General features: G+C 55.8%; 17 protein-coding genes and 6 pseudogenes. 9 read left to right on the forward strand and 14 right to left on the reverse strand.

Translation table 11 applies throughout. The features are described 5' to 3' along the window. A pseudogene (locus AB4Y32_RS31750) lies at positions 1 to 442 on the reverse strand (type II secretion system secretin GspD); the annotation flags it as partial. Between the two features lie 261 nt (positions 443 to 703). Between AB4Y32_RS31750 and AB4Y32_RS31755 the strand changes: the two are divergent. After that, the gene (locus AB4Y32_RS31755; protein ID WP_368725118.1) at positions 704 to 859 is read left to right on the forward strand and encodes a hypothetical protein; all 156 of its coding nucleotides are present in this window, start codon (positions 704 to 706) and stop codon (positions 857 to 859) included. 785 nt (positions 860 to 1,644) lie between these two features. On the opposite strand, the pseudogene AB4Y32_RS40745 reads toward AB4Y32_RS31755, so the two are convergent. After that, positions 1,645 to 1,879 (reverse strand): annotated as a pseudogene (locus AB4Y32_RS40745) (DDE-type integrase/transposase/recombinase); the annotation flags it as partial. 842 nt (positions 1,880 to 2,721) lie between these two features. Between AB4Y32_RS40745 and AB4Y32_RS31765 the strand changes: the two are divergent. From AB4Y32_RS31765 to AB4Y32_RS31790, 6 genes and pseudogenes are all read left to right on the forward strand, one after another. Beyond that, a pseudogene (locus tag AB4Y32_RS31765) lies at positions 2,722 to 3,130 on the forward strand (transposase); the annotation flags it as partial. A gap of 258 nt (positions 3,131 to 3,388) precedes the next feature. Continuing rightward, the gene (locus AB4Y32_RS31770) at positions 3,389 to 4,402 is read left to right on the forward strand and encodes an IS110 family transposase (protein ID WP_368725119.1); all 1,014 of its coding nucleotides are present in this window, start codon (positions 3,389 to 3,391) and stop codon (positions 4,400 to 4,402) included. A 424-nt stretch (positions 4,403 to 4,826) separates the two neighbouring features. After that, entirely contained in the window at positions 4,827 to 5,018 is a 192-nt protein-coding gene (locus AB4Y32_RS31775; protein ID WP_368725120.1) for a hypothetical protein, read from the forward strand. A gap of 26 nt (positions 5,019 to 5,044) precedes the next feature. Beyond that, positions 5,045 to 5,239 (forward strand): annotated as a pseudogene (locus AB4Y32_RS31780) (transposase); the annotation flags it as partial. Between the two features lie 840 nt (positions 5,240 to 6,079). Then, a complete protein-coding gene (locus AB4Y32_RS31785; protein ID WP_368725121.1) occupies positions 6,080 to 6,391 on the forward strand; it encodes a hypothetical protein in 312 nt (103 codons plus the stop codon). Positions 6,392 to 6,722: 331 nt separating this feature from the next. Further along, a complete protein-coding gene (locus tag AB4Y32_RS31790; RefSeq protein ID WP_368725122.1) occupies positions 6,723 to 8,411 on the forward strand; it encodes an NAD(P)/FAD-dependent oxidoreductase in 1,689 nt (562 codons plus the stop codon). 304 nt (positions 8,412 to 8,715) lie between these two features. Here the strand turns inward: AB4Y32_RS31790 and AB4Y32_RS31795 are convergent, their stop codons facing one another. The 8 genes and pseudogenes from AB4Y32_RS31795 to AB4Y32_RS31825 all read right to left on the reverse strand — a co-directional run bounded on the left by AB4Y32_RS31795 (position 8,716) and on the right by AB4Y32_RS31825 (position 14,628). Beyond that, complete coding sequence (locus tag AB4Y32_RS31795) at positions 8,716 to 9,159, reverse strand: transposase (protein WP_368725169.1); 444 nt, start codon at positions 9,157 to 9,159, stop codon at positions 8,716 to 8,718. A 1,004-nt stretch (positions 9,160 to 10,163) separates the two neighbouring features. Beyond that, positions 10,164 to 10,376, reverse strand: a pseudogene (locus AB4Y32_RS31800) (IS6 family transposase); the annotation flags it as partial. A 191-nt stretch (positions 10,377 to 10,567) separates the two neighbouring features. Further along, positions 10,568 to 10,961 (reverse strand): annotated as a pseudogene (locus AB4Y32_RS40750) (transposase); the annotation flags it as partial. A 203-nt stretch (positions 10,962 to 11,164) separates the two neighbouring features. Next, positions 11,165 to 12,151, reverse strand: a complete 987-nt coding sequence (locus AB4Y32_RS31805) for an aromatic/alkene monooxygenase hydroxylase subunit beta (RefSeq protein ID WP_368725124.1) — start codon at positions 12,149 to 12,151, stop codon at positions 11,165 to 11,167. Between the two features lie 12 nt (positions 12,152 to 12,163). Then, complete coding sequence (locus tag AB4Y32_RS31810) at positions 12,164 to 12,478, reverse strand: MmoB/DmpM family protein (RefSeq protein ID WP_090872397.1); 315 nt, start codon at positions 12,476 to 12,478, stop codon at positions 12,164 to 12,166. A 19-nt stretch (positions 12,479 to 12,497) separates the two neighbouring features. Next, positions 12,498 to 12,833, reverse strand: a complete 336-nt coding sequence (locus tag AB4Y32_RS31815; RefSeq protein WP_368725125.1) for a Rieske 2Fe-2S domain-containing protein — start codon at positions 12,831 to 12,833, stop codon at positions 12,498 to 12,500. A gap of 7 nt (positions 12,834 to 12,840) precedes the next feature. Beyond that, positions 12,841 to 13,101: a toluene-4-monooxygenase system B family protein gene (locus tag AB4Y32_RS31820; protein WP_015004451.1), complete on the reverse strand. Its 261-nt coding sequence runs from the start codon at positions 13,099 to 13,101 to the stop codon at positions 12,841 to 12,843. 24 nt (positions 13,102 to 13,125) lie between these two features. Beyond that, entirely contained in the window at positions 13,126 to 14,628 is a 1,503-nt protein-coding gene (locus AB4Y32_RS31825) for a toluene monooxygenase (protein ID WP_342937788.1), read from the reverse strand. 706 nt (positions 14,629 to 15,334) lie between these two features. On the opposite strand from AB4Y32_RS31825, the gene AB4Y32_RS31830 reads away from it, so the two are divergent. Next, on the forward strand, positions 15,335 to 16,009 hold the full coding sequence (locus AB4Y32_RS31830; protein WP_368725126.1) for a sel1 repeat family protein: 675 nt from the start codon (positions 15,335 to 15,337) through the stop codon (positions 16,007 to 16,009). A 36-nt stretch (positions 16,010 to 16,045) separates the two neighbouring features. Here the strand turns inward: AB4Y32_RS31830 and AB4Y32_RS31835 are convergent, their stop codons facing one another. Beyond that, positions 16,046 to 16,267: a hypothetical protein gene (locus AB4Y32_RS31835; RefSeq protein WP_090872359.1), complete on the reverse strand. Its 222-nt coding sequence runs from the start codon at positions 16,265 to 16,267 to the stop codon at positions 16,046 to 16,048. Positions 16,268 to 16,472: 205 nt separating this feature from the next. Between AB4Y32_RS31835 and AB4Y32_RS31840 the strand changes: the two genes are divergently transcribed. Further along, complete coding sequence (locus AB4Y32_RS31840; protein WP_368725127.1) at positions 16,473 to 17,867, forward strand: hypothetical protein; 1,395 nt, start codon at positions 16,473 to 16,475, stop codon at positions 17,865 to 17,867. A gap of 613 nt (positions 17,868 to 18,480) precedes the next feature. Here AB4Y32_RS31840 and AB4Y32_RS31845 read toward each other — a convergent pair. From AB4Y32_RS31845 to AB4Y32_RS31855, 3 genes are read right to left on the reverse strand one after another with little or no spacing between them, the layout of a single operon-like run. Then, the gene (locus tag AB4Y32_RS31845; RefSeq protein WP_368725128.1) at positions 18,481 to 21,606 is read right to left on the reverse strand and encodes an AAA family ATPase; all 3,126 of its coding nucleotides are present in this window, start codon (positions 21,604 to 21,606) and stop codon (positions 18,481 to 18,483) included. After that, complete coding sequence (locus AB4Y32_RS31850) at positions 21,603 to 22,199, reverse strand: ABC-three component system middle component 1 (protein ID WP_368725129.1); 597 nt, start codon at positions 22,197 to 22,199, stop codon at positions 21,603 to 21,605. The genes AB4Y32_RS31845 and AB4Y32_RS31850 overlap by 4 nt, the downstream gene beginning before the upstream one ends. Further along, positions 22,171 to 23,445, reverse strand: coding sequence for an ABC-three component system protein (locus AB4Y32_RS31855; RefSeq protein ID WP_368725130.1), 1,275 nt, complete (start codon positions 23,443 to 23,445; stop codon positions 22,171 to 22,173). The genes AB4Y32_RS31850 and AB4Y32_RS31855 overlap by 29 nt, the downstream gene beginning before the upstream one ends.

Below are 23,445 nucleotides of genomic sequence, written 5' to 3' on the forward strand. Positions count from 1 at the left end.
TCGGCGAGATGAGCGGACGCAGCACGGGCAGCAGGTTGTTCGCCGATTCGTTCTTCAGCTGGAACACCTGCGTGACAACCTGATCGCCGCGCGCCGCGGGCGCATTGCCGACGTAGGTCGGCACGCCTTGCAGTTTCGCGTCCGCTTCGGGCACGACCTTCAGCACGCCTTGATCCTGCACCAGCGAAAAGCCCTGCATCCGCAACGCGGACTGCAAGGTCTTCAGCGCCTGATCTTCCGGAACAGGATTCTCGGAGACGAGATCCAACTGCCCCTTCACGCGCGGGTCGACGATGATCGTCTTACCCGTCGCCGCGCCAATCGCCTTGGCCACCTGATCAATGTCGGCGTTGACGAAGTTGAGCGTCATCTGTGCGTGTGCAGTGTGCGCGGTGATCACTCCAGTCAGCAGCAACGCCGTTGCAATGCGAAGTAAAGCCATACGATTTATTCTCTTGATGTATAGAGTGAATGCCCATTCGGCGGCAGTCGATTCCAAGCGCGCAGCGCTTACAGGCGCATTGTCACGTTGCCGCGGTGGTTGCCTAAAAATGCGTCGATTAAGAAGCCGGAACGCTGCGCGTTGGATTTTTCAGTCTCGGGCGAGTTTTCGCGACATCGAAGAATTAATGTTCGAACGCCAGGTTTCGACATACGCGCCTAGCCGTGCTCGATCGCGTTGGTCGGGTGCTGCCTCGACCACGTGCCCCGCCTCGAAGAAGTGCGGCTCGGGGCCGAGGATCTTTTCAGTGACGGCAAGCACGCGCCGACCGAGCGGGCCGACGTAGTCATCAGCGACGTCGAGAGCCCCCGCGGGCCATCGAATAGCGTGCCGATCCGCTTCATCATCACGATCTAAGTGGCCCAGCCGAGCGCCGAGCCGATCGGAAATGCCAGCGCGGGATGTTCAGGCGGCACTGTCAGGTTGCTGGAGGGGTGTCGGTAGACTGAAGCAATGAAGAGGACCGAATCGCCCTATCATGGCCACGGCTACCGTTGCACAACTAGCCGTGCTCGATAGCTGAATTAGCAAGTCCTTGTCGAGACCCTGAAAAGTGTCGGAACTGCAGGCGTGCCAAGATATTGCCATCTTATAGTATGGCGCGAGCTTGGCATCGACGCCTGAATCACACGACGCGAGCGTGGCATCGGTGCGTGAGCTACCGTCCGAGCCACTGTACCCATAGAACCCGACTGCACTTAGAGCAATCCAGAAAGTTCCAATGTGTCCTGCTATCTTCAGCATCTTCGCTATCCGATCAATCATTAGCCATCCAAATCTAACATCGTCTTTCAAGCAGCTTAAAAGCTGCCATCGTATTTTAATCTTGCATCTGGCCAACTAAATTGATTAGCGTCAATTGTTAGAGTCGTAATAGTAAATTAATTTCTAGTCCTTTATGATCGGTATAAATATATTTTACCCCTACTTAAACAACACGCGCTTCATATCACGCATGATCTAAGGTCAGCACCTGTCCATCACACACGAGGCGAGGCTGTGTCGCGATAGTGGAACCAGGCCACGCATGCCCCGTTACAATGAGGATGACTTACTTACGGCACCAGATCTTACGCGATCGGTCGATCGCTATGCGGGTCAGGCCGCCCGGGAACAACGGGCACCGATATTCTTATCTTACTGTCGGAGTGATGGATCACGCCCCCTCGGGTCGTCGCTGCAGCAGCGTCATGTCCAGAGCGCGCAACGTGAGTTCCGTGTACAGATCGTTCGACACCGCCCAGCCGACGATGCGGCGGCTGAACACGTCGATCACCACCGCCAGATAGAGAAATCCTTTATCGGTCGGGATGTAGGTGGCATCCGCGACCACAGCACGTTCGCGGCACCGGAACTGAAGTGCCGATGTACCAGATCGGGCACATGAGCCTGGCATAATGCTGGCAAAGGAAACCGGACGATGACAAAAAGAACCCCGGCCCACTCACTCAGCGGCGTTCAAGGCGAAGGTGGCATTGGCCGCTGTCCGAGGCGGCCATACCGCCTGTCTGCGCGGCCATTCGGTGCTCTTCGCCACGGCGGTGGATACCATCAACTCGTTGAATGCTGCGTACGTGCATAGCCTTTCCAGCAGCCCAGCGCCTGCAGCGCCTTGCGATCGAGCAATTCCCCCCAAACTTTCTTGAATTCGGGTATCAGGGTACGCAATTCGCAAAAATCGCTCTACCCTTTTCTACGAAGAACCTTAAAAAAATCACTGGGATAGCACAAACAAAATTTTATATTAGAAGGGGAGTTGATTGGTGGCATGATGATGCCCAAACCGGTCGGAGTGCTGGAACCGCTTGAAGCTGGCACGCACAAGGTTCTTCACCACCACGCAAGAATCCGGTTTCCTGTCATCTGTATATGTTCCCAAAGCTGCAAACAAACGGGGTGAACGCGGTCAAGGCACCATAGCAACAGCGGCTTGCAGCCAGCGCTGCTCAGCGAAGGCTAGCCCTGCCGAGCGTTGTGCGGACGAATACGTATAGGAAGGTCTGCAAAGTCCTGGCGTTGAAGCAGCGCGAATTAGTTGAGAAGATGAGTGATGTCGCAGCTGGGTCTTGGTCTGGATCTGTCAATCAAGCGCGCGCGCAAGAGGGAATTTCTCGGTGAGATGCGGCGTGTTGTGCCTTGGTCGAAGCTGATTGCGCTGATCGATCCGCACTATCCGACGAGCAAAACCGGACGACCGCCTTGCCCGATCACGACGATGCGACGCCGACTCCGGACTGGTTCATACAGTCATTGGAACGGCGGCCAATGTGCTCGACATCACCGTTGCCCAGGCGTTGCTGCACGGCAAGGAGACGGATGTCTACGCTGACGCCGGGTATCAGAGAATCGAAAAGCATTGTGAGGCAGACGCAGCTCGTTGGCATGTTGCGATGGGATCGGGCAAGCGCAGACTACTGGACCTGAGTGATCCTATGGACGCGATACACGATGGAGCGGCTCAAGGCCGGCATCCGTGCGAAGGTTGAGCACCCGTTTCGCGTCATTAAGCGGCAGTTCGGCTATGCGAAGACCCGCCATCGTGGTTCGATGAAAAATACTGCCCAGATCACCACGTTGTTCGCTTTGAGCAATCTGTGGATGGCGTGCAGAGCTTTGCGAAACGCTTAAGATCGGGCCGGTGCGGCGATATGTTTCACCGGCACAGCCCCTGACAGGTACCCGCACCGGGGCGATCTCCGCACCGTCACCATTCAGACTGCGATGAGTGTGGAAGATCACCGCTACGAAAACGACTTCTGCAGATAGTATGGACGCCTCCCCCGGAAACGGGCCGTCGTGACGATGGCGAAGCGAAATTGATAAGGCTCGAGCATCCATGTGTGCGAAAGTGGAAATACTCGTCACCGTACTCTGAGGAGAATCGACATGAAGCTCACGATCATTGGGATGGACATCGCCAAGCAGGTGTTCCAATTTCATGCGCTCGATCCCCGAAGCGGCCAGATCGAACGGTTCAAACTCAAGCGTGCCCACGTGCTCGAGTTTTTTGCCAGGCGCGCACCTTCGATTGTTGTCATGGAAGCGTGTGGCAGTGCCCATGACTGGGCCAGACGACTGCAAGCCCTTGGTCATGAGGCGAAGCTGATATCTGCCCGATCAGTGCGGCCCTTTGTGTTGCGAAACAAGACTGACGCGGCCGATGCGCGAGCAATCTGCACTGCCGCGCAGCAGCCGGAGGCGCGTTTCGTCGCCATCAAGAGCGAAGAGCAGCAAACAGTTCTGGCAATACATCGGGTGCGTGCGCAGTTGATGAAGTTCCGCATTATGCAAACCAACGCGTTGCGCGGCCTGCTGTACGAGTTCGGAGAAGTACTGCCTGAGAGCCATCGGGCGTTCAGCAAGGCATTCCCTGCCGCGCTTGCACGCGCCGCTGAACGGCTGCCGGCCATACTCATCGACAGCCTGAGGGAGCAATGGGCTCGTGCACAAGACACCGATCGGCAAATCGCCGTTCTTGAGAGACGTCTTGCGATCCTGTTTCGTGATAACCCGAACTGTCAGAAGGTTGGTGATATTACTGGCGTTGGACTTCTGATCGCTACGGCAACAGTTGCCGCTGTTGGCGACCCACGCACGTTCAAGTCCGGTCGCGAGTTTGCCGCGTGGCTGGGTCTCGTGCCACGGCAGACCGGAACCGGCGGACGGGTCCGGCAGATGGGCCTGAGCAAGCGCGGCGACACCTATTTGCACACGCTACTGATGCACGGTGCCCGTTCGGTGTTCATCCAGGGCAAACGTTCGGCCTGGATTGACGGCTTGCTCAAGCGTAGATTTTTTAACGTGGCGGTTGCCGCCGTCGCCAACAAGCTGGCGAGGACCATCTGGGCGGTGCTGACCAGGCCGCAGGGTTATCAGGTTCCGCCGTGCGCTACCGCATAGATTTCACGACCCAACGATTCGCGACACTTCTATTTTCCCTCAAGGAGCGCAAGCACGTGCTGCCTGATGGCTAACAGGTTGGACCGGGGCGAGGAAAACCCGATAAGGAAGATGAACCATATTGCGTTCGATTTGCAGATGAGGACCTCGCCAGCGAATTCCATTAGGGCCAGCAGGTCATACCGGCCTGCGCAAAGGGGCCGGACATAAGCGTGCTGCCTTTACCTGCCAGCCAATATCGCAACATTGTTTGCAATTCGGAAGGCGTCCACATAAGACCTTCCTTAACGCTCGCTGCTGACGGCGCACATCGAAAATTATTGCTGCCAAACCGCCAGATCGCCGTAGACGGCGTATCGAGCAGAAGCCGAGTCGTGAAGTCCCTCGGACAAGAGCGCTCTAGCGCTAGACAATAGGAGGTGAAATGAAACTCGACATCGAGACGTTCCGGCAATTGCGCCATCTTGCTCCGGTCATCGACGACGTACTGAACGCAGGAGAGGTCGAGCACGCGGACCAAGCTCTGAACCTCGCGGCATTATCACAACTTTGTTTGGAGTTATTCGACGCCTATCGCAGCATACACCGCGAGGAGGCGCAAGCTGGCCCCGACTAACCAGACTCGACCTTGAGCCGCGGGTCGCGTCCTTGCGCAAGCAACGCGAGGAAGTTGTCAGCGAAGTTGAACGCTTGGTGCACGCACACCCTCTTTGGCCGGTCCTGACCAGCGAGCCGGGAGTCGGCGTCAGGACCGCCGCCAGACTCCTCACTGAAGTCGCTCACAAACCGTTAGCCTCAGCCGCACATCTGGCTCCCTACGCCGGCCTCGCCCCGGTCAAGGCCGAGCCAGCGGCCTTGTTTGGCCTGTGGTGGCCGACGTACTACCAGGGCCCTAAGCGGCCTTCGAGCGTGAAGGCCTCGCCGGCCTGTTACCCCGCCCACGTGGTCCGACGTCAGCACACAAGGTCACAGACGAAGTTATGCGATTCATGGAGCAACACCGGCACGCTGGCAGCCCACTGCAAGCGCATGTTCTGGCTGCGCTAGTGCAGACCGTTTCGGTGTCAGCGTCCACCCACGCAGTATCGAACGCGCGATGGCGCTTAAAAAGAACGATGAGTCATGCGGTCGCGTCCATGCTGGTGAGGCAATGTTGCCTTGCGATGCGCTTGAGCTCTGCGAAGGCTTGCGTGCCGTAGCGCCTTGTGAGCGACGGATCACGGATGGTATGGGCGCGATCATCTTCCATGGCATGTGGCGAGGGCTTGTTGTGTTGGCGACGACACGCACCGCGCCAACGGTGAAGCTGCAGCCGGCGCCGAACGCGCTGCCTGCGGCGGCGCACGATCGCCAGCGCTCATGGCATCTTCGATCAGTCATGTTGATGCCCTCATCTATTTCTTGCGGGGCGATAGCGAGATGGTCCCGCACGCCTGATTCGAGTTCCTGCAGCGCAGCGATGCTCTCTGCGGTGTCCGGAAACAGGAACCGCTTGTCATGCGGGGTCGCGCTCTACCTTGATGACGCCGCTGTGGAAGCATTGCGCGACATCGGCAAATGGTCAACCCATCCAAAGATGTGGCGCGCACGCATTGATCTGGCATCGTGCAGTAGACGAAGCCGCTGCCGGATAACCCGTACCTTACTTGCTGACACATGGCTGCATTGTGCCAATCTGTGTCCCTCCTGTGTCAGTATCGCGGCGATCGTCGCATCGTCGAGGCCTTGCTGCGCGAGTTCAAGCAGACGGGTCTGAGTTTCGGCGCCCGGGAGAGCGTCGATATGGCTTGCACCCCGGGGTTCAACTTCCAGTTGGGTGATTTCGCCACCTCGCCATACAACACGGATTGTGATCCGGTCACGCGTGACGCGATGCAGGATCACCTTGTCAATAAGGGAACGCAGCAAAGCCTTCTCGCGTCGCGATTGACTTCCGTTCGCTGCCCGATTTCCGGTAGCCGAGCACAGAGCGCAAGAAAGTCATTTTGATCTTCATCATTCAGCGCCTCCGGCTTGCATGCCTCAGGATAGTCCACACTTACCTTAACGCTGAGACTTTTGCAGAGATTCCCGGTGCTTCTAATCACGCTATACCTCGCATTGACTTGCTACGAATATCAATTTTATTTGTTTGATATGGCCGCGCCCGGTTTGATATGGTACGTATTCGGGCTATTCAAGTTGAGCATTAGTGTTGCCGACGAGTAATACAGCCATCTACAAACGGAACAAGGATCATCCATCTCTTCTGTCAACGATCACCACCTATTTACGACGATCTTCCATTCCAAAGCATACTCAATGCAACAGGAGTTAATCCATGCAGGACTGCATCGCATCTTCACAAATCTCATCACCAACTATTGACCTGTTGTATGACTACGCCCCCTTCCTCGATCGTTGCGAGTCTGAAGGGAGCATCGGCTCGTTGTCGCCACGCACCTCCTCCCCGCGCGTTGCCATCGTTGGCGCAGGGATCAGCGGTCTAGTGGCCGCCACGGAACTGATGCGGGCAGGCGTGGACGATGTTACGCTATTTGAAGCCCGTGATCGAATTGGAGGAAGAATATGGTCGCAGTCATTCGATCCGCGGTATCCGCATCTTATTGCTGAAATGGGCGCAATGCGTTTTCCTCCGAGTGCGACCGGCCTATTCCATTACCTGAACAAACATCGCATTTCCACGGCAGAGACTTTCCCGGATCCAGGAATAGTCGATACCGATTTACATTATCGCGGTACTCGTCATACGTGGCTCGCAGGCGAGCCCCCGCCGCCATTATTTGCAGTCGTTTACGAAGGCTGGAGAGCATTTTTGCATGAAGGATGCGTGCTCAACGACAGATCTCTTGTTGCGCCGCTAGAAATCACGAGCATGTTGAAGTCGCATCGGCTCCAGGAGGCGCGTGCAGCATGGCAGGCGTGGTTAGATGTGTTTCGTGACAGTTCTTTCTACGCCGCCATCGTTGCGATCTTCACCGGTTCTCACCCTCCAGGAGGTGTCCGTTGGGAGAGGCCCTACGACTTTGAACTGTTTGGTTCTTTGGGCATCGGATCCGGGGGGTTCCTGCCTGTTTATCAAGCGGGATTCACTGAAATACTGCGCTTGGTCATCAACGGCTACCTGGACGATCAGCGCCTCATTTCCTGCGGAATCTCGACGTTAGCCGAGCGACTTGCCGCACAAAAGATCGGTGAAAGCACCGTCGGTGAACGGGTTCGCTTCAGTAGCGTCGGCCGCATTCACAAAGAAGATGGAAAGATAAAGCTGATAACCGATCAAGACGAGTCGTTGGCTTTTGACCGCGTGATCGTCACCAGCAACACGAGGGCAATGCAAATGGTCCACTGCCTGACCGACGACGAAACTTTTCTAAATCGCGACGTGTCACGCGCCGTCAGGGAATCACATCTTACCGGATCATCGAAGTTGTTCATGCTCACGCGCGACAAGTTCTGGATCAAAAATGATCTGCCGGTCACCATTCAGTCCGACGGTTTTGCTCGAGGGGTGTATTGTCTTGATTACGAACCCAACAAGCCGGACGGTCAAGGGGTGGTTCTGCTCAGCTACACGTGGGAAGATGACGCCCACAAGCTACTGACCGTCCCTGACAAAAGGCAGCGGTGCGAGTATTTTATCGACGACCTTGCCACATTTCATCCAGAACTTGCGCGCCATCTAGTTCCTGCCGATGGTGACTATGAGCGTAATGTCCTGCATCATGACTGGCTGACTGACCCGCACTCGTCGGGTGCCTTTAAGCTCAACTATCCAGGCGAGGATGTTTATTCGCAGCGCCTCTTCTTCCAGTTCAGGACCGCGAATGATCCGGCAACTGATAGCGGCCTCTATCTAGCCGGATGTGGCTGTTCTTTCACTGGTGGGTGGATTGAGGGAGCCGTGCAGACAGCCGTGAACAGCGCCTGTGCCGTAATACGCAGCACGGGAGGAAGGCTTGTGTCGGGCAATCCTCTTGATGAAGTCTGCAGCGCGTATAGCTATTGATCTCGCGCCTGATGACTCTCTTAGGAGAATCACGTGCATGAAGCGTCAACCGCTAGATGACGCGATCACAACCCTACGCCGTTCTGCAGTCGATAGAACCGTAACCCGGTCCTCCACCGGCGTGCAAGGCCCAAGACCGCAACTCACAGCCTAACTTGCCCTATGAATAAAGAGGAATCGCCATGCAGTACTAGTAAAGGTATTGCCCGCATTTCGTTTTATGGAATAAAGCTCTCTTCTGCGCGTGGAAGTTTTATGAAACTTTTATTTATCGCTCTCGCAGTTCTCGCAATCACTGCCTATCTTACTGGACATTTTCCAATTGCGACAAACTCATACTCCCTAAATGGCACCGACATAAACGGAGATCAACTACATGAATAAGCATAACGGATATTCTTAAACGCGTCTTCCGTGAGCATGTACGCCACACTGACTTAAGTATCGATCTCCCTCCAACGTCTTGCGGCGCTTGCCGCGCGCACCTTAAGCAGGGCCGACGGCGTATGATCTGCCGCCTTAGCGACAACAACATCCACAGGCAACAGCGACGGCACCTCCGGTGCTCGCTTCGGCGTTGCGCCCTCAGGAAGCGTGGCAAACCGTACTCTCCTGCCAGATAAAGCCGTCTCCATTTGAACAACAGGTTCGCATTGACGTCGTTGCAGCGCGCGATCAACGCCACCGACGCGCCCGGTTCGAACGACTGTTCAACGAGTTGCCGTCTGAACTCGGTCGGAAAGTTCATGCTCAACTAGGTCGTCCTGACCGTCACTTTAATGTCGGTGTTCCATGCTACTGACCTCGCCGCGGCACTGCTTCATTCTGACAGAGCCTTCGATAAACTTTCTTTTTAAAGTACTCTTTCGTCGGGCTGCACAGCAACGCAAGAAACAACTTCCTGCTCAGGGAACGGAATGGAACTGCTGATCCAGAGCGCCGGTTCGGTAATAACGCGTAGCGCGACACCTTCAGTAGACGCCGCGATAACATGTCGACTGTCATTTCTTGCGGGTCTTGCCTGTGGTTCGTGAGGGTTTGATTTCGTGTTCACGCTTCATTACCTTCCGCTTCGATTGCCCCGCGACAGCAAATGCAATAGTTGCGCCAACGCCACGAGACACAGGATAGGTATCTTCCGACACATTGTTGATCGGGCTGGTTGATGGCCGTCCACCCTCCAAAACGCGCTTGTGGGATCTTCTGCCAAGTATCTTTTGTGGGATTGCTGATGTTGCATATCCGACAATGTTGGATGTGCAACACCTCGGATTGCCGCGACGATGGCGGATTAAGGCGGCGAATTTGACTGGTGTTGCAACGACCGGTTAGATCCGCCCAATTCGTATCAATTCGATACGCGAGCCGTTTGGCCGAAGCAGGCACTAAAGCGCTCGATGAGCACAGTGCGGCGATTCCACAATAACGCGCTGGACGAAACGATTAATGATCTTTAAGGACGAAGTCATTCATCGCCGTTAGATCTGCAAACTGCCGAACTTTCCACTCTTGAAGGTGTGCCGCAGTAATGCGGCTGCGGTGATTCACCCCCGCATTTGTGAAGTCACACAATGCCGAAAGCTAAGAAGGCACTGCAGGGCGTCGCTACGGTACTCGAACGCTTGCACTACCCGGTGGATGTGCCCGTGCGCTCCGCCGCAATCTCAAGATTTCTCGCCGCAGCCGCAAAAGAAGGCTTTGTCAACTTGAGACAGACAATTCGATCTATGTAGAGAAGGTACGGATTCGCTATTAATGTGCCTGTGAGCCGTTTTTCACGTCCGTCCAGTCCTTTCGTGCGAGCAGACGCACCTTCAGTTCGGTGCGATGGCGTCCGGCATTCCCGCCGAGTGTCGCGGCAAAGCAAAGTGCTGTCGGATAGGAGCGAAGGTCGAGAAAACTGCTGTGTGCGTCGCGCTCGCGAAAGCCCTGCATCTGGCGTTCGCGCCTGCGCGTGGGCTGATGGTAAGCGGCCGGGCAACTCATCTTGAAGTCCGGTAAAGCACTTGGGAGTATCGTGTCTACCTAAACGTTACCGGCGCCCCATCTTTTGCGGCGCTCACCATGGTATGGTGACCTGCGGAGATTGCGGGCGCGTCGACCTTTGATCATCACGTGTTCCTTGCGGGCCGGGCGAACGGTACTGCCCCGGAACTTCACCGAGCCGCAGGCCAGAGCGAGGCCCGAGCTGGAATCCAGCCGTGCTCCAGGTAGAGCCCGTAGCGCGATGGCGAGACGCCGCGCCAACGCGACGATGCCCACCCGTCGCATGCGTTTGCCGTTGCCGGCAAAGCGCCGGTTATACGGCTGTACCACTGGGTCAGAAGGCTGTCGGGCTGCAGGCGCAGCCAGGGCCACGCCAGTTCGATGAGCATCGTACGCGCTCGCGGGGTTGCCGGCCTCGCTGATGCCCTGTTCGATATCCCTGTCCCCGCTGTGGTACGGCGTGGGTGTGAGTCAGAGCCCCCCGGCGACCTCGCGTCGGTTGGCGAAACGTCGCCAGCCACACCCTTCCTTGAACAGCACCCAAGCGCCGTTGGGACCGATCGACGAATGCACTGGTTCGATTACGGCGATCCCGAAATGGCCTGAATACTCCGGTCGGTGAAAGACCCTATCGAGCACACCCTTCTTCTTCAATCTTTGAGCATAACAGACCGCCTTACTGCGACAAAAACCACCACCGCCCCCGATCGTTATTTGCTGTTTCACTATGTGCTTCCGATGTTTCATGGGCCGGCTTGTGCCAACACTCATATACCGATGGCGCGCCTGAACTCACGCGCGGCCGCTTTCGCGCGCGCGCTGGCATACGGTGCGTCGGGGAGGGCGGCACACCAGGCCGCGATAGCTTCGTCGGCGAGCGGTTCCCACTTGCTCACCCAGGCCGTCAGCACGGTGCGGTTGCTTTCCTGCTCGAGCGCCATGCGAACGAGCTCGGCGGCCCAATGCCGATGCCGCTGGGCGTCGATCAGCTGCGCATCGGTGATGAGGCCGAGCAGCGTATCGCCGTTGCGCCGCGCCGCCACGCCGAGGCTTCGCAAGACCGTCTCTTCCACGGCCGGACGCGCGACGAGGTTCAGCGCTACGAAGCTCTCCGCCCAGTCCCATGCGGTGAGTGCGTGCTCGACTAGTTTGCGCCAGCCCTGCCATGCCGGATCGTTTTCCCAGTAGTGCCGCTCGTCGGTGCCGAAGCCGAGGTCGCCGAACGTCTGCGACAGCTCCCTGGTGCGATACGCCGTGTGCGTGAGCCAGCGCAGCGAGTCCGCTGTCTGGTAAGCGGCGCAGTTCGAGATCGTGGAGGCGGGCGCCATCTGGGTCAGATAAGCCGAGCTCATTTGCAGCGCATGGAACAGGAAGCGCGCGGGCGTGTAGTGGCGCGCGAGCGTACCCGCCCAGGTCCGTGCGAGCATGGTGTCGTGCCCGCGTGCGGAGAACTGGTCCAGCAGCCCGAAGACATACGTTTCCTGCCCGTCCTGGAGCAGGTTGTAGGTGCGGTAGACGAGTTCATCCGGATCGCGGAACGCATTCCAGTCGGGATGAGTCAGCGGCGATGCATTTCGGTTTCGCTTGAACCATTGCGCCATTTCGAAGTTCGGGTCCAGCTCGAACGGCGCATCGGGATTGTCGGTCGTGTAGTGCAGATTGGTCGAGACGATCTCGTACTCGCTTGGCTTACGCCGCCGGGCCGCCAGATGGCTCCAGGTTTTCAGTGGCTTGAGGACTACGGGTTGCGTCATGCTCGTCTCCAGCTAAAGCGTCTTTTCGTAGTAAAAGCGCACATAGTCGTCGGTCGTCTCGATGCGGCCCGCAAACGCGCTGAGATTGACTTCGAGCTCGGACATCCTGAACGGCCGGCCCAGTGTTTCCTCGAGCGTCGCGCGGCGGAGGATCAGTTCGCCGTCCGCGTCGATGCGCACATAGGCGAGCTTGTCGTCCACGCGAATTGCCTTGCCGGGGTTGTCCACATGCGCGGCTTCGATGACGCCGGCTGTAATGCTGCTCGCGCGAAGCACGGGACCCACGCGGTTGTTGCGGTACGCTTCGGCGGTGTTGTCGATGGTCACGTTGTGTTCCCCTGCGGACTCAGGAATGGGCAAAGAATGGTTCGACGCCTTCGACCGCAATCAGAACATCGTCGCCTTCGAGTCTCACGGCGTATTCGGCGAGACGGCAGTCACCCGGATTGATGCCTTTGCCGGTGCTTGCGTCAAAGGTCCACTGATGCGCGCGGCACATCAGCACGCGGCCGTCGAATTTTCCTTCGACGAGTGGAATGTCCTGGTGCGGGCAAATGCCCTGAAAGGCGCGCGGCTCGCCGCCTTCGGGGCGTACCAGCACGATCACGTGGGCATCCACTTCCACTTCGGTCATCTCGCCTTCCCACAGGTCGTCGAGGGTGCAAACTTTCTGGAACAACATGCTGGCCTCAGTCGTCGCAAAAGATGAATTCGAGCGTTTCCATCGGCTTGATGTCTGTCTCGGCGAGTTTCGCGTCGCGCGGATAGAACTGCTCGCCGTCTTGGCGGCGCACGCGGATCACCTTGTCCGGTCGAGGCGCTACTCGCCGGCCCACCGAATGGTGAGCCGCTGCGGCGGCGACCTCGTCCATCGAGTTGTCCGTATCCACGGCCACGAGCTGCAATACGAAGTCATACTGAAAATTGGAAATCACAGGGAAAAGAGCCATGTCGTCCTCCATTGAATCGCCGCTTCACGGCTTTTTTTCGTAACGCTTGTCGCGGTACGTTTCGACCCACGCGTAGTGGTGCGCGTCGTCGCCGATTTCGCCCGGTGCGAGCCCCATGTACTTCAACGCGCCCGTCAGGTCAGGCGGCTGGATCTGCCCGGCCAAGAAGCGATCGACGAGCGTGAGGTGATCGCGGTAGCGAACGGGGTCCTGCTGGAACACCCAGCGATCGATTTCCGAGTTGAAGTGATATGTGCGGCCGTTGTAGTCGAGTGGATAGTCCTTCACATTCCAGCCATTGCCAGGGATCGCGCAAATGGGCAGCTGGCTCATGTTGCAGATGATCGGCAGCGTCTCCGGAACAGTGAGTTCGGGCTTGCCGGCGAGCAGGTTATCGATGATGACGTCCCACGCCTTGCCGAACGTGTCGTTCCAGCCGGGATATTTTTCTTCGAGCCAGTCGCGGCACTCAGGCGTCATGCCGGCAGCAGGATTCCACCAGACAGTAGGCCGCCAGAACCAGATACTCAATTGATAGGCGTGGTGCTGGTAGTCGACCTCGTTGATCATCTGCGCCCAGTACCACGGCAGGTCGAGTCCGAGGTCGATCAGCGTGCGTTCGAACTGGCCTACGATCCACTCCCGCATGAATTCCTTGAACGACTGTTTGCGGTGCACGGGCGGCGTGGCGTAATCCATCGACGAGCCCGTGAGCAGGCAGAACAGACGCCAAGCGCGCGCGATGGCGATGTCAACGAGCTTTTGGGCCTGCTCTTTGCGGCCGTTGGCGATCAGGATCTGCAATGCGGGGCCGCCGATTTGCGCATGGCGCGACTCGTCAGTCTGAATGCTGGAGATCAGGCTTGCAAAGGTGAAGTCGCCCGCTTCGGCAGCATCGGCCGCGAGGCCGAGAAACTGCATGTTGGTAAAACCCGTTTCGAACGCGAAGGTGAGCATGACCGCGATTTCGATTGCACTGCGCGACATGAACAGATCATCGAACGCGCTGCGCGCGGCAATCGCACCCCACTCGTTAGTGTGGTACGCCTTGTGGGCCCAATCGAACTGGCGATCCTTGGGGCAGTAGTCGTGAGGAAAGTAGAGCTGCAACTGGCCATGACGGTTCTCGTCGAGCATGCCGAAGGTGGCCATGTTGCGCATGCCGGGCGCACGGCCGAAACGTGCCATTCGGGCCTCCGCGCTCATCGCCGCATATTCGCCGAGCGCAATTGCACCGTAGTGCGCCTTCAGAATGGACAGCCAGCCCGGATCGGCGTCCTCGAACATGCGGCTGCGCTCAAGCGCGCCCTTCACCGAGTAGGCGCCGGCGTCTTTCTCGCGCTGCACGCGCACATACTCGGGATATGACGTCTTGTATGGCTCGTCGTAGGTTTCCCAGCTCGCCATGGGAATGCCTTGTGCCCCAGACATGAGATCGGGAAAGAGCTCCGACTCCGCCACATAGCTTGAAGTCCAGTTGGTGGCACGTGCAATGTCATACCATGCCGCTCGTTCCAGTAACGCCATCGTGATGTCCCCCTGCTGGAATGGACAATGTGTCGCCCGGCACGATATGCACTGCGCCGGGCGACCCTTGAAAGCAAGGTCAATGCCAATGCGCGGTGTTTCTTTCTTGGCGGCTGCGGCGAAAAATCTATGAATCGCGGCGAAGCGAACGTGGAACACGAGATTGCGCACGCTTGGCGAGTAGGACGCGCAGCGCCCCACGCACAGCAGGGCCGCATCCGCTGGGTGATGACAGCGTTTGAGCACCGTAGCGACGCTCGGAGGCAGTATCTTCTTCGGTTTCGCCGTTGTTTAATCGTCAAATGCGGCTGTGAATCTTACCCCAGCGCCTTACTGCGACACGAGCTTCGAGATGGTAAGCTTGACAGTTTTCGCGGTTTCACGAAATGAGTGACTTCGGCCGTAAAGGCCGTTAATCGCCGTTTCGCCAAGCGCGGCCCCACGCTGCCCGCCAAGTGCTCAATGAGCATCGAGTTGATATGCGTTGGGCGGAGTTAGGCGGCTTGCCGCATAAGCTAAATCCGCCTCCTTAATTCGCCTTGTCACGGCAACTGCAGTGTTGCATATCCGACATTGTCGGATATGCAACATTTCCCCAGCGCACGAACGTGATACTTAGAAGAGGCCAGTTCAAAAAAATCCCTTGTGAGCTGTGTACGGCCGCGTCGTCATCAGGCTTAGTTAGACGCGCGAATGGGCATTGCGAATGGAAAATGGTGAGCTACAATGGGGTGCATTCTTCACCAAAGGGTCGCTCACCATGCAGATGGAAAGCTGGGTTGGCACAATCGAGCGTGAATGGCATCAGTTGCGTCGCGCTGACCCCTCTCTTGATGTTGAGAAATTCTCCCGTCATGTCCTCGCTGCTAACAAGACGGGATTCCTGTCACCCGAGTCGCTCGCCGCGATCGCGAACGCGCTCCTGACCAGCACACTGGATGGCGCGGCTTGTCTGGGCCGCTGGTTACTCGAGCGCATCGGGGTGAACCGTCATCCGGCCTGGCGGGTAGCGATGGCCATTTCCCTGGTTACGGCCACAGGAGGTGAGGCGGACTTCGAGACCGGGAACGCGATTCTCGACGATGTGATGAAAGATGAAACCGCGGACAGTCGTCTGCGCGGCATGTCCGCTGCCGCGCTGGCCGATAGTGCACGGCTCGGGCGGGGTATGCATGTTGATGTGAGCCGTGCGCGATCGCTCTACGAGCAGGCCATTGAACTGGGCCACAAGGCCGCGGCACATAATCTCGGGCTTTTCTGGGAAGGCCTGTGGGGCGTGGACGACAACGGATTCATTCCGGATCGCACAAAGGCCATGCAGAGCTATCGACGCGGTGGCGACGACAAATGTTGCCAACGCCGCCTGGAAGCGCTGCGTTGAGTTCCTGCCGCCCGCCAGTCGTGCGGCTGGCAGATTTCAGGCGGCGCCCGACGGATATTTCGCATTATTAATAAAGGCAAGGTTGCGGAGAAGCGACTCTCCGTCCTCCGTGATGCGAGGGCGCACTGCTCCGCCCGCACGTCGCTCCAGTGCAACAAGCTGGCGTTCAAGCAACGCACCAAGCTCTTCCCGATCAGCAATGTGATCGGCGGAGTCCTTGACCAGCATCAATGTTGCGAATTCGTGGGCGCTCAACACGGGATGCTCCTGACGCAAAGAGAGAAACGCCGGTCGCCAGGTTTTACGGCGACGGGCGCTGCATGACGCCCACGACCGTTGGCTGACTACCGAGGGCGAAGAGCTTAATCCCAAAATGTGACAGCATGAGGACGGCGTCGAATCCCGACATCGCCTCGTCTATAATCAGCATGTCCAGAATCAACGTCGCATGGAGCCGTATTTTATGAGTCAAGCCCGCGGGCGATATGCGGGATCCCGGCGCAACGGCCAACGCCAACCTCACCACGAGAAAAAGCCTCCACCCCAACGGCCGGGACCTCCGTATGTGAAGGCGCCGCCCCGAGACCCCGCCCAGACTGCCTCCATCTTCAAAACACGATCGTTTCAGTTTCTGGTCGATGCGGTAGGCGCAGAGAATATCGCCATTGCACTCGAATCGAGCATGACGCGCGTGGCCGAACTGATGAAAGGCGAGCGGTTCACGCCCGAGACCGCCTTTCACATGGAAACCACGCTCGGGTTACCGCACGGCTTTTTTGACCAGCCCAATCCTGCGCTCGCGGCCGAGACCATCGCCCGTCTGAAGTCACCGCTCGACTTCGTCCAGATCGATGAAGGATTCGACGCAGAGGCCGAAGCACTTGAGCCGGCTCCTGCCCGGACCGCCAACCAGCAACCAGTTCCTGAGGATAGTTTGTCCGAGGAAGCGCAAATGCCAAAGAAAGTAGCTGGCGGTTCGCCGAGAACCGTCAAGAATAGTCGAAGCGGAAAGCCCGAACAGCCCAAACCAGGAGTGCCGGTTAAAGCTTCGCGTCCGACAAACAAGCCGCCTAAAACGCCGCAACAGCAGCCGCTAGCATTGAGCGACAGCGCCGAGGTGGAAAATATCCGACGCGCCAACCTCCACCTTCTCACCAGTCGCAACGGATCGAAAGTCAGACTCGGCGTGGTCATGGAGATGAGTGGATTCAACATCGCCGATCGTCTACATGGCAAGAAGCGCATGGACAGTTTGGAAACAAACCGGTTCACGGAGCGACTCGGATTGCCAGTTGGCTGGTTAGACAGTCCGCGCACGGAAGCCGACATTCCAGAGTCAGTGTCGCGTCTGCTTACGCCTGCTCCACGCGGTCGCGCATCCGTTCAACAACATGAGTCGCCTGCGCCAGCAACGAACGATGGTGTACGGGGGAATCTCGTCGACGGGAAAGTGCGCACGAGGCGCGTGCGTGCGACCGCCCTGGATGCATCGGAAAGCCCCGCACCTGTTTCGGCGGACGTCGCGGAAGACACGGAGACGATCGTCGTCAGCCCGCGAGCTGATGTCAATGATTCCTCCGAGGACCTTGCCAGCCGTTCATTCGATGAAAAGGATGAAGCGGTGCCGGCAGCCACATCTGCACCCTCCGGGTCGATGCCCGAATCGTTGCCCGTCTCCGCGCACCCGCAGCAAAGTCCGGCTCCACTCCCCTTCGCCACCGTGACCAGCCTGGACAATCTCCACGGTATTGCACCGATAGCAGAAGCATTGATCAAGACGCTGGCGGGTAAGGCACGCACGGGTCGGCTGGACGAATTGAAAGCCCTGGAGCTTTTACAGCAGGCGGTCCTGTTGTAAGTCGTTGGCGGCGTCGATCGGCCGATCCGTCGTGAGCGCCAGGCCGTCTGGATTTGCGCCGAATTGCATGATGCCCCAGTGAGACGGGAAACGGTGGTCACCGTGACGCAAGAATTTGCACGACCATCAGATGATGCAGCCGCGGACGCCCGGAACGACGCCATTTGCTGGCAGGACTCTCGAGCCGTCCGCGTTCATCGGGCGCAAGCGGCTCGACGTTTGCCGGTTATGTGTCTGTTGTTGTCTGTCTGCCATGTCATGTTGTCAAGCCCGCCAGCGGTTTTTATGTCAAGCGGCGGTACGTCCCCTACCCGCTGCCAGGCAGGCCATGGCGGCTGATCGGCCGTTGCGGACGCTCATCTGGTTCCGCAATTCCGGCTGCTGAGCACGGTAAACCGACCGCTCGGCCAGAGCTCAAGACAAGCGGCTGCTATCGGCAACAAAGAGTTTCTAATGTCGACCATATGAGACAGTGACTAGATACTGGGCATTCAGGCGGATGAGGTGAGCATTGAGTGGAGGCGAGGCGGTCGACAGCCCAAGCCCCCGGAAAAGCGGAATTTCGTAGTTTAGTCAGCCTAGGACGGCGGAACGACGTTTCCTTCCTTCAACTTCACGGAACTGCCACCACCTTTCCGAACGTCTCAAGCTCAAGAAATTTGGAATTGTATTGAGCGGATGGGAGTTTGCGCTGCAAAAGTTCAAAAAAGTTCCGGTCGTGCGTGGATAGGATGATCTGACGATCGAACCTTAGAGAAATGCTGCGTAGCAGATCGATTGTCGCGAGAACATTTATGGAATCCATCGAGTGTATAGGGTCATCGATGAAGATGCATTTCACATCATGCTCTCCATTTTTAGCATGAAGGGCTCGCGCGAGAAAAATGCTTAGACTTAAGATATTCACCTGGGCTGCACTAAAAAAGAGATCCGGAGATATGAGATCGCCGTCCGCGTCTGCAACAAATACCTCAAGGGTAGGTTTGTCTTCCTCAAAACTAGGTGAAAATTCGACCCGCTTGAAATCTGGATGAGGGTCAATCCGCCGATAAATCGAGTTGATCAAATTGGGATAGAAAAAACTTTGAATTTTTCTGTCAAGATTTTGGCTTACGCTTTCGTACTCGCTGTTCAAAGCGGCAGCCAAAGCGTCCTCTTTTCCACGTTTGACAATAACATCGTTCAATGCGGTCTGGGCGTCAATCGACTCCAAGTATGGCCGCACGTCTGTCAACTGCTGACCTAACAACGTATAGTTTTGAAGAATTCGATCATGCAATTCTATTTTTTGCCTCGCGGATGATAGCGACGCAGCGACGCTGTTCTCGACTTCGGACATAGACCACGATTTCTCATACCCAGCCAGTTGCTGCTCGCAAGAGGACTCGAAAGGCACAATCAAAGCATCCGCCGCGAGCAATACTTCTTGAGCTCGCGTTTCAGACACCGAAGCTTCGTTTGCATCCCACTGCTGGAGCGACGGCAATCTCGTGTCGATGTCGGAAAGTAGTTTCGAGGTGGCTCGGAATTGCAAATCAAGGTCAACCAGTTTCTGCCGTACCTCGTCGGTCCGCTGCGCAATAAAATCACGCACCGCTTTCGCATCGATCCGATGCGTCTGGCAGAAAGCGATTGTCGTCTGATAGCGGACGTCACTCTCGATGATATTGACCTTGGCTTGTTCTGCCTCCACCAGCTGAAGCAAATCCTTTTCTCGAGCCACTAGCAAATCTAGTTGCTGTTTGCATTCGACTTTCTCCTTCAACTCCGCGTCACGCCTTGCATTCTGACTCGTGATATCGCCAGTCAGTTTCTCGAGGAATTGGGCGAGTGGCAAATTTAAAACATCTGCCTGAAGCTTGACAAGTTCAGCGTGTAAGCCTTGGAGTTCACCCTCAAGCTGTCGGACGATTTCTTCTTTCTGGGTTAAGTCCCGCTCATCAATCTGGATATTTTCACGAAGGGCATCAATACGTTTCGCCTTCGCGACTTCCCAACCTTGCAGCAATCGGTCTAGAACAGCGGTCGCCTCTGTTAGAGCAGCCTCTGCCTTATGCTTTTCGCGCAACGCGGTCTGCTCTCTGTCTGTGAGGGCATCGTTGTTCAAAACCACGTCCAACAGCGCTTCATAAGATCCATGGTTATGAGAGCAAAGCGGACACTTAGGAGAGTGCAATTCACCTAGAAGGGCTCGGCCTGCGGCGACAAGGTCAGCGATTTGACTGGTGTGCAGTTGAACGGCATCAAGTGCACGCGATGATTCGTCAAATAGTGCACGTTTCGCCTTTACCTCGACGATGGCGGCCCTTAACGCAATGGGAGAAAACTCGTCAGACGCGATTAGCGTCAATTCCGGTGCATCCGCGAAGTCCGGCCCAACAGCAATTGAGCGGACTTTCCCAAATTCCTGACGACTTAGCGTAAGCCGGGCGGTCAGTGATTCGAGGAGCTGCTTTTGTTGACTCCTTTCCCGTTCTTTGACCTGAGCCAGTTCTCGTTTCGCATCTATCTGAAGGTATGTCGATGGACAGTCTCTCTGCAACGCCAGTAGCCGCTGAATCTCCGCTTCCACAATCTCTGCGCGGCGTCCGCATTCGCCTTCACGCTGCGCAAGCTTCGCCAGTTCGACTCGAAGTATGTCAAGCTCCTGACCGTTCTTGAGCTTTGTAGCCAGCGCCATTTCCCGCGTTGCCTGCAAGTCATCAAACGCAGGCGCCAAGGCGAGAGTTTCTGAAAGACGTTCGCTCCATCGATTCGATTCGGTTATTAACGTCTGTAGACCGGCGAGGGTTTGAACCATAGATGTTCTCACGCCGTACTCTGCTCTGAGCGACGCTATGGCCGAGATCTCCCGCTGCGCACCAAGCTTTCGTTCTACGGCTGATGCAATGCCTGATTGCTGCGCAGCGAGCTGCGATAGTGCTGCGATGCTCGACTGCAAACGTGCACGCAATGTCTCAAGGTCGTGGACGCGTTGAGTGACATGGTTCCGAAGTTGGCGTTCGTCGTCCGCCACGAAACGTTCGCCGATCGGCGATATGACCTCTTGATCAATCGAAAGCGATTCGATCGTTCGATTGATTACTGTAAAGATCTCTCTGTTGACGGGTCGTTCCGCAATCTCTCGCAGTTGCCTTTCTTGGGCCTGAGTTTCCTGCAGCGTCGCCTCGAGTTCCCGTTTGAGCGTTTCTAGGTTTGAGCGATAGACTTCGTCGCTGTCCCCAAAATTGCTCATGAAGCGGACGTAGCGTGCGTCAGGTCGCTCCTCCCGAAGAAAAGCGTCGATGGCTTCCTGAGATAGAAAAACATCTCTCATTCCCGGATATTTTGAATCGTTACCCGCGCTAGTGAAGAAAAAATCTCTTCCAGTCTTGGGCTTTGGAATGGTCTTCCTCTCCAGATGCTCTTTTCCATCTATCTCAAGTAAAACATCGATTTTAGCCGTCGCGGATGGTGGGATTGAATGATTTCGGAGAATGTATTGCTTTCGTTCTCGTTGCAGTTGTGTCCTCGATTTACTGTCGTAGTTGCTTCGATGAGCATCTCGGACGAAACGAGATATATTTCCAGTGAGGGCATATTCCACCGCGTCGTAGAAAGACGTTTTCCCAAATCCATTTGGAGCAAAGATTGTGACAAAATCGGCGCATTGCCCGGATGGGGTCGTGAAATCGAATGTGCCGTTGTCCGCAGACTCGTATGCGCGAAATCCGTCAATGATAACTTTTTTGAGTTTCATGTCTTTTTTGCGATTCCCATCAATTCACTCAAATATTGTTTTCGCAATTGAATTGATGCCGGCTTTCGGTCAACCGGAACAGGCTCATTTTTTGATAAAAGGAAGGTTCGGATAAAATTATCATGATTAACCGATCTGGCTTCCACATTTTCCGATGCTTCCAGATTAGTCAATTCAATATCATTTCCGAGGATGGCATCTTCGAGAGCTGCGCGGTAGGGGTCATTCGCAAACTGAGGTAACTCTTGGTCGGAAACAATGATCTTGCGTGCGGCGAATCGATCATTTTCGATTCTATATTTAGAAAGTTTGTTGAGAGAATCTGGGCTGCACATAAGCAAATAAAGATTCCACGGCATGACACCGGAATTTATAAAGCTTTGCGAAACCACCGTAACAGACGAATTCACTTTTTCCCATAATTCGACGCAAGATTCCCCAGACGAAAAAATGGCAACGAAGCACGTTATGAACTTCATCTGATCATTCGATCGATATAGATGGAATTTGACGTCGCTGAAAATCGACCGCAATTCGTCGAGCACGGCTACCGTGCTAGATGTTTCATCGTGAAATAGTTGCAAGGTATTCATTTTTTATCTTGTTAATGGTTGTCTGATAATCCTTGCAATCATATTCATCTTCTTTGTTATTAATGCACTGAGCATGAATACCATCGAGATGTAGTATGCGAGACGGCGTGGCTCGAGACGCTTTCGTAAAATCAAACGGCCTGCTATTGATCAAGCCAATATCAACTGCAACTTTGCTATAGTCAATCGTCGCTCTCGTTGGAGGTAATTGGCAATCGCTACTTACAATTACAATTGCCCCATCTTCAATGCCATCCATGTCGGTGTGGCCAATATTCCGGATGAATTTGCTCCAGTCCTCTTTAGAGTTGCTATACAGTAGACGACGCTTCTTGTGCAGGTCGTTGACGTAGTCCATCGTAAGGTCGGCTGGCTGCTTTCCATCAATCATCAAGGAAAGAGTCATAAATTCCAACCACGATACCCAAAGTTTTCTGTCGCTTATGCAAAACTCGGGTGTATTCTTTATCAACAATTGCAGGCCGAAGTTCGTCCGAAGCGACTCAGGAGTAATCTGAGTTAATGCGAGATTTAATTTCGCGTAATCTTGGAGGAGTTGCGATAAAGCTTTCTGCTTGTCCTCATCGAAGAAAGTGCCATTCAAGTTGAAAGCCAAGCTAATTAGCAGATTGAAGCTTCGCAAAAACGAGGGCAGTGCTAAAGGTAGGGCCTTATCCCGGATGATCTGTTCAAATACCAATGTCCGGCAAACTTTGAGTTGGGTATTGTTCTCTTCCACTTCCCTTTCGACGCTATATTCAATCCCCGCAAGTATCCATTCGCTGTCGAAATCAACGAAAATTCCTCCCCCTGAGACTCCCATGATGTCGTCTTGAGTCGGAAATTCTTCGCAGAAGATACTAAACTCATATTCGTCTGCACGCTTAATTTCGCCATCAAAAAAACGCGTCGCGTCCTCCCCAACAAATGTGGACCGGGTCAATGGAAAACCGCCTAAAGTTATTTCTTGCTTTCGACCAAGTGACTGGCGATCGAGGAGGAGGGGCTTCGGTTCCACACCCTTTAGGACGATCACTGCAGCATCCCGATCCTGATGAGGAAAGCACAAATCCGACGTTACCATCCCTAGTTCGACGCCGTTGCGATCGGTAATCGTGTTTTCATTCTCGGAAAGATTGTGCCTAGCTGTAAAAACGTAACAAAACTCGTCCGTCATGGCAGGAACGAGGACTCCACTTCCCCGATTAACGCGAACAAGATTGTCTTCGAAATCGCTGTAGTTCAT

This window comes from Paraburkholderia phymatum (genome assembly GCF_040965635.1).
In the GTDB taxonomy this organism is placed as follows: Bacteria; Pseudomonadota; Gammaproteobacteria; order Burkholderiales; family Burkholderiaceae; genus Paraburkholderia; species Paraburkholderia phymatum_B.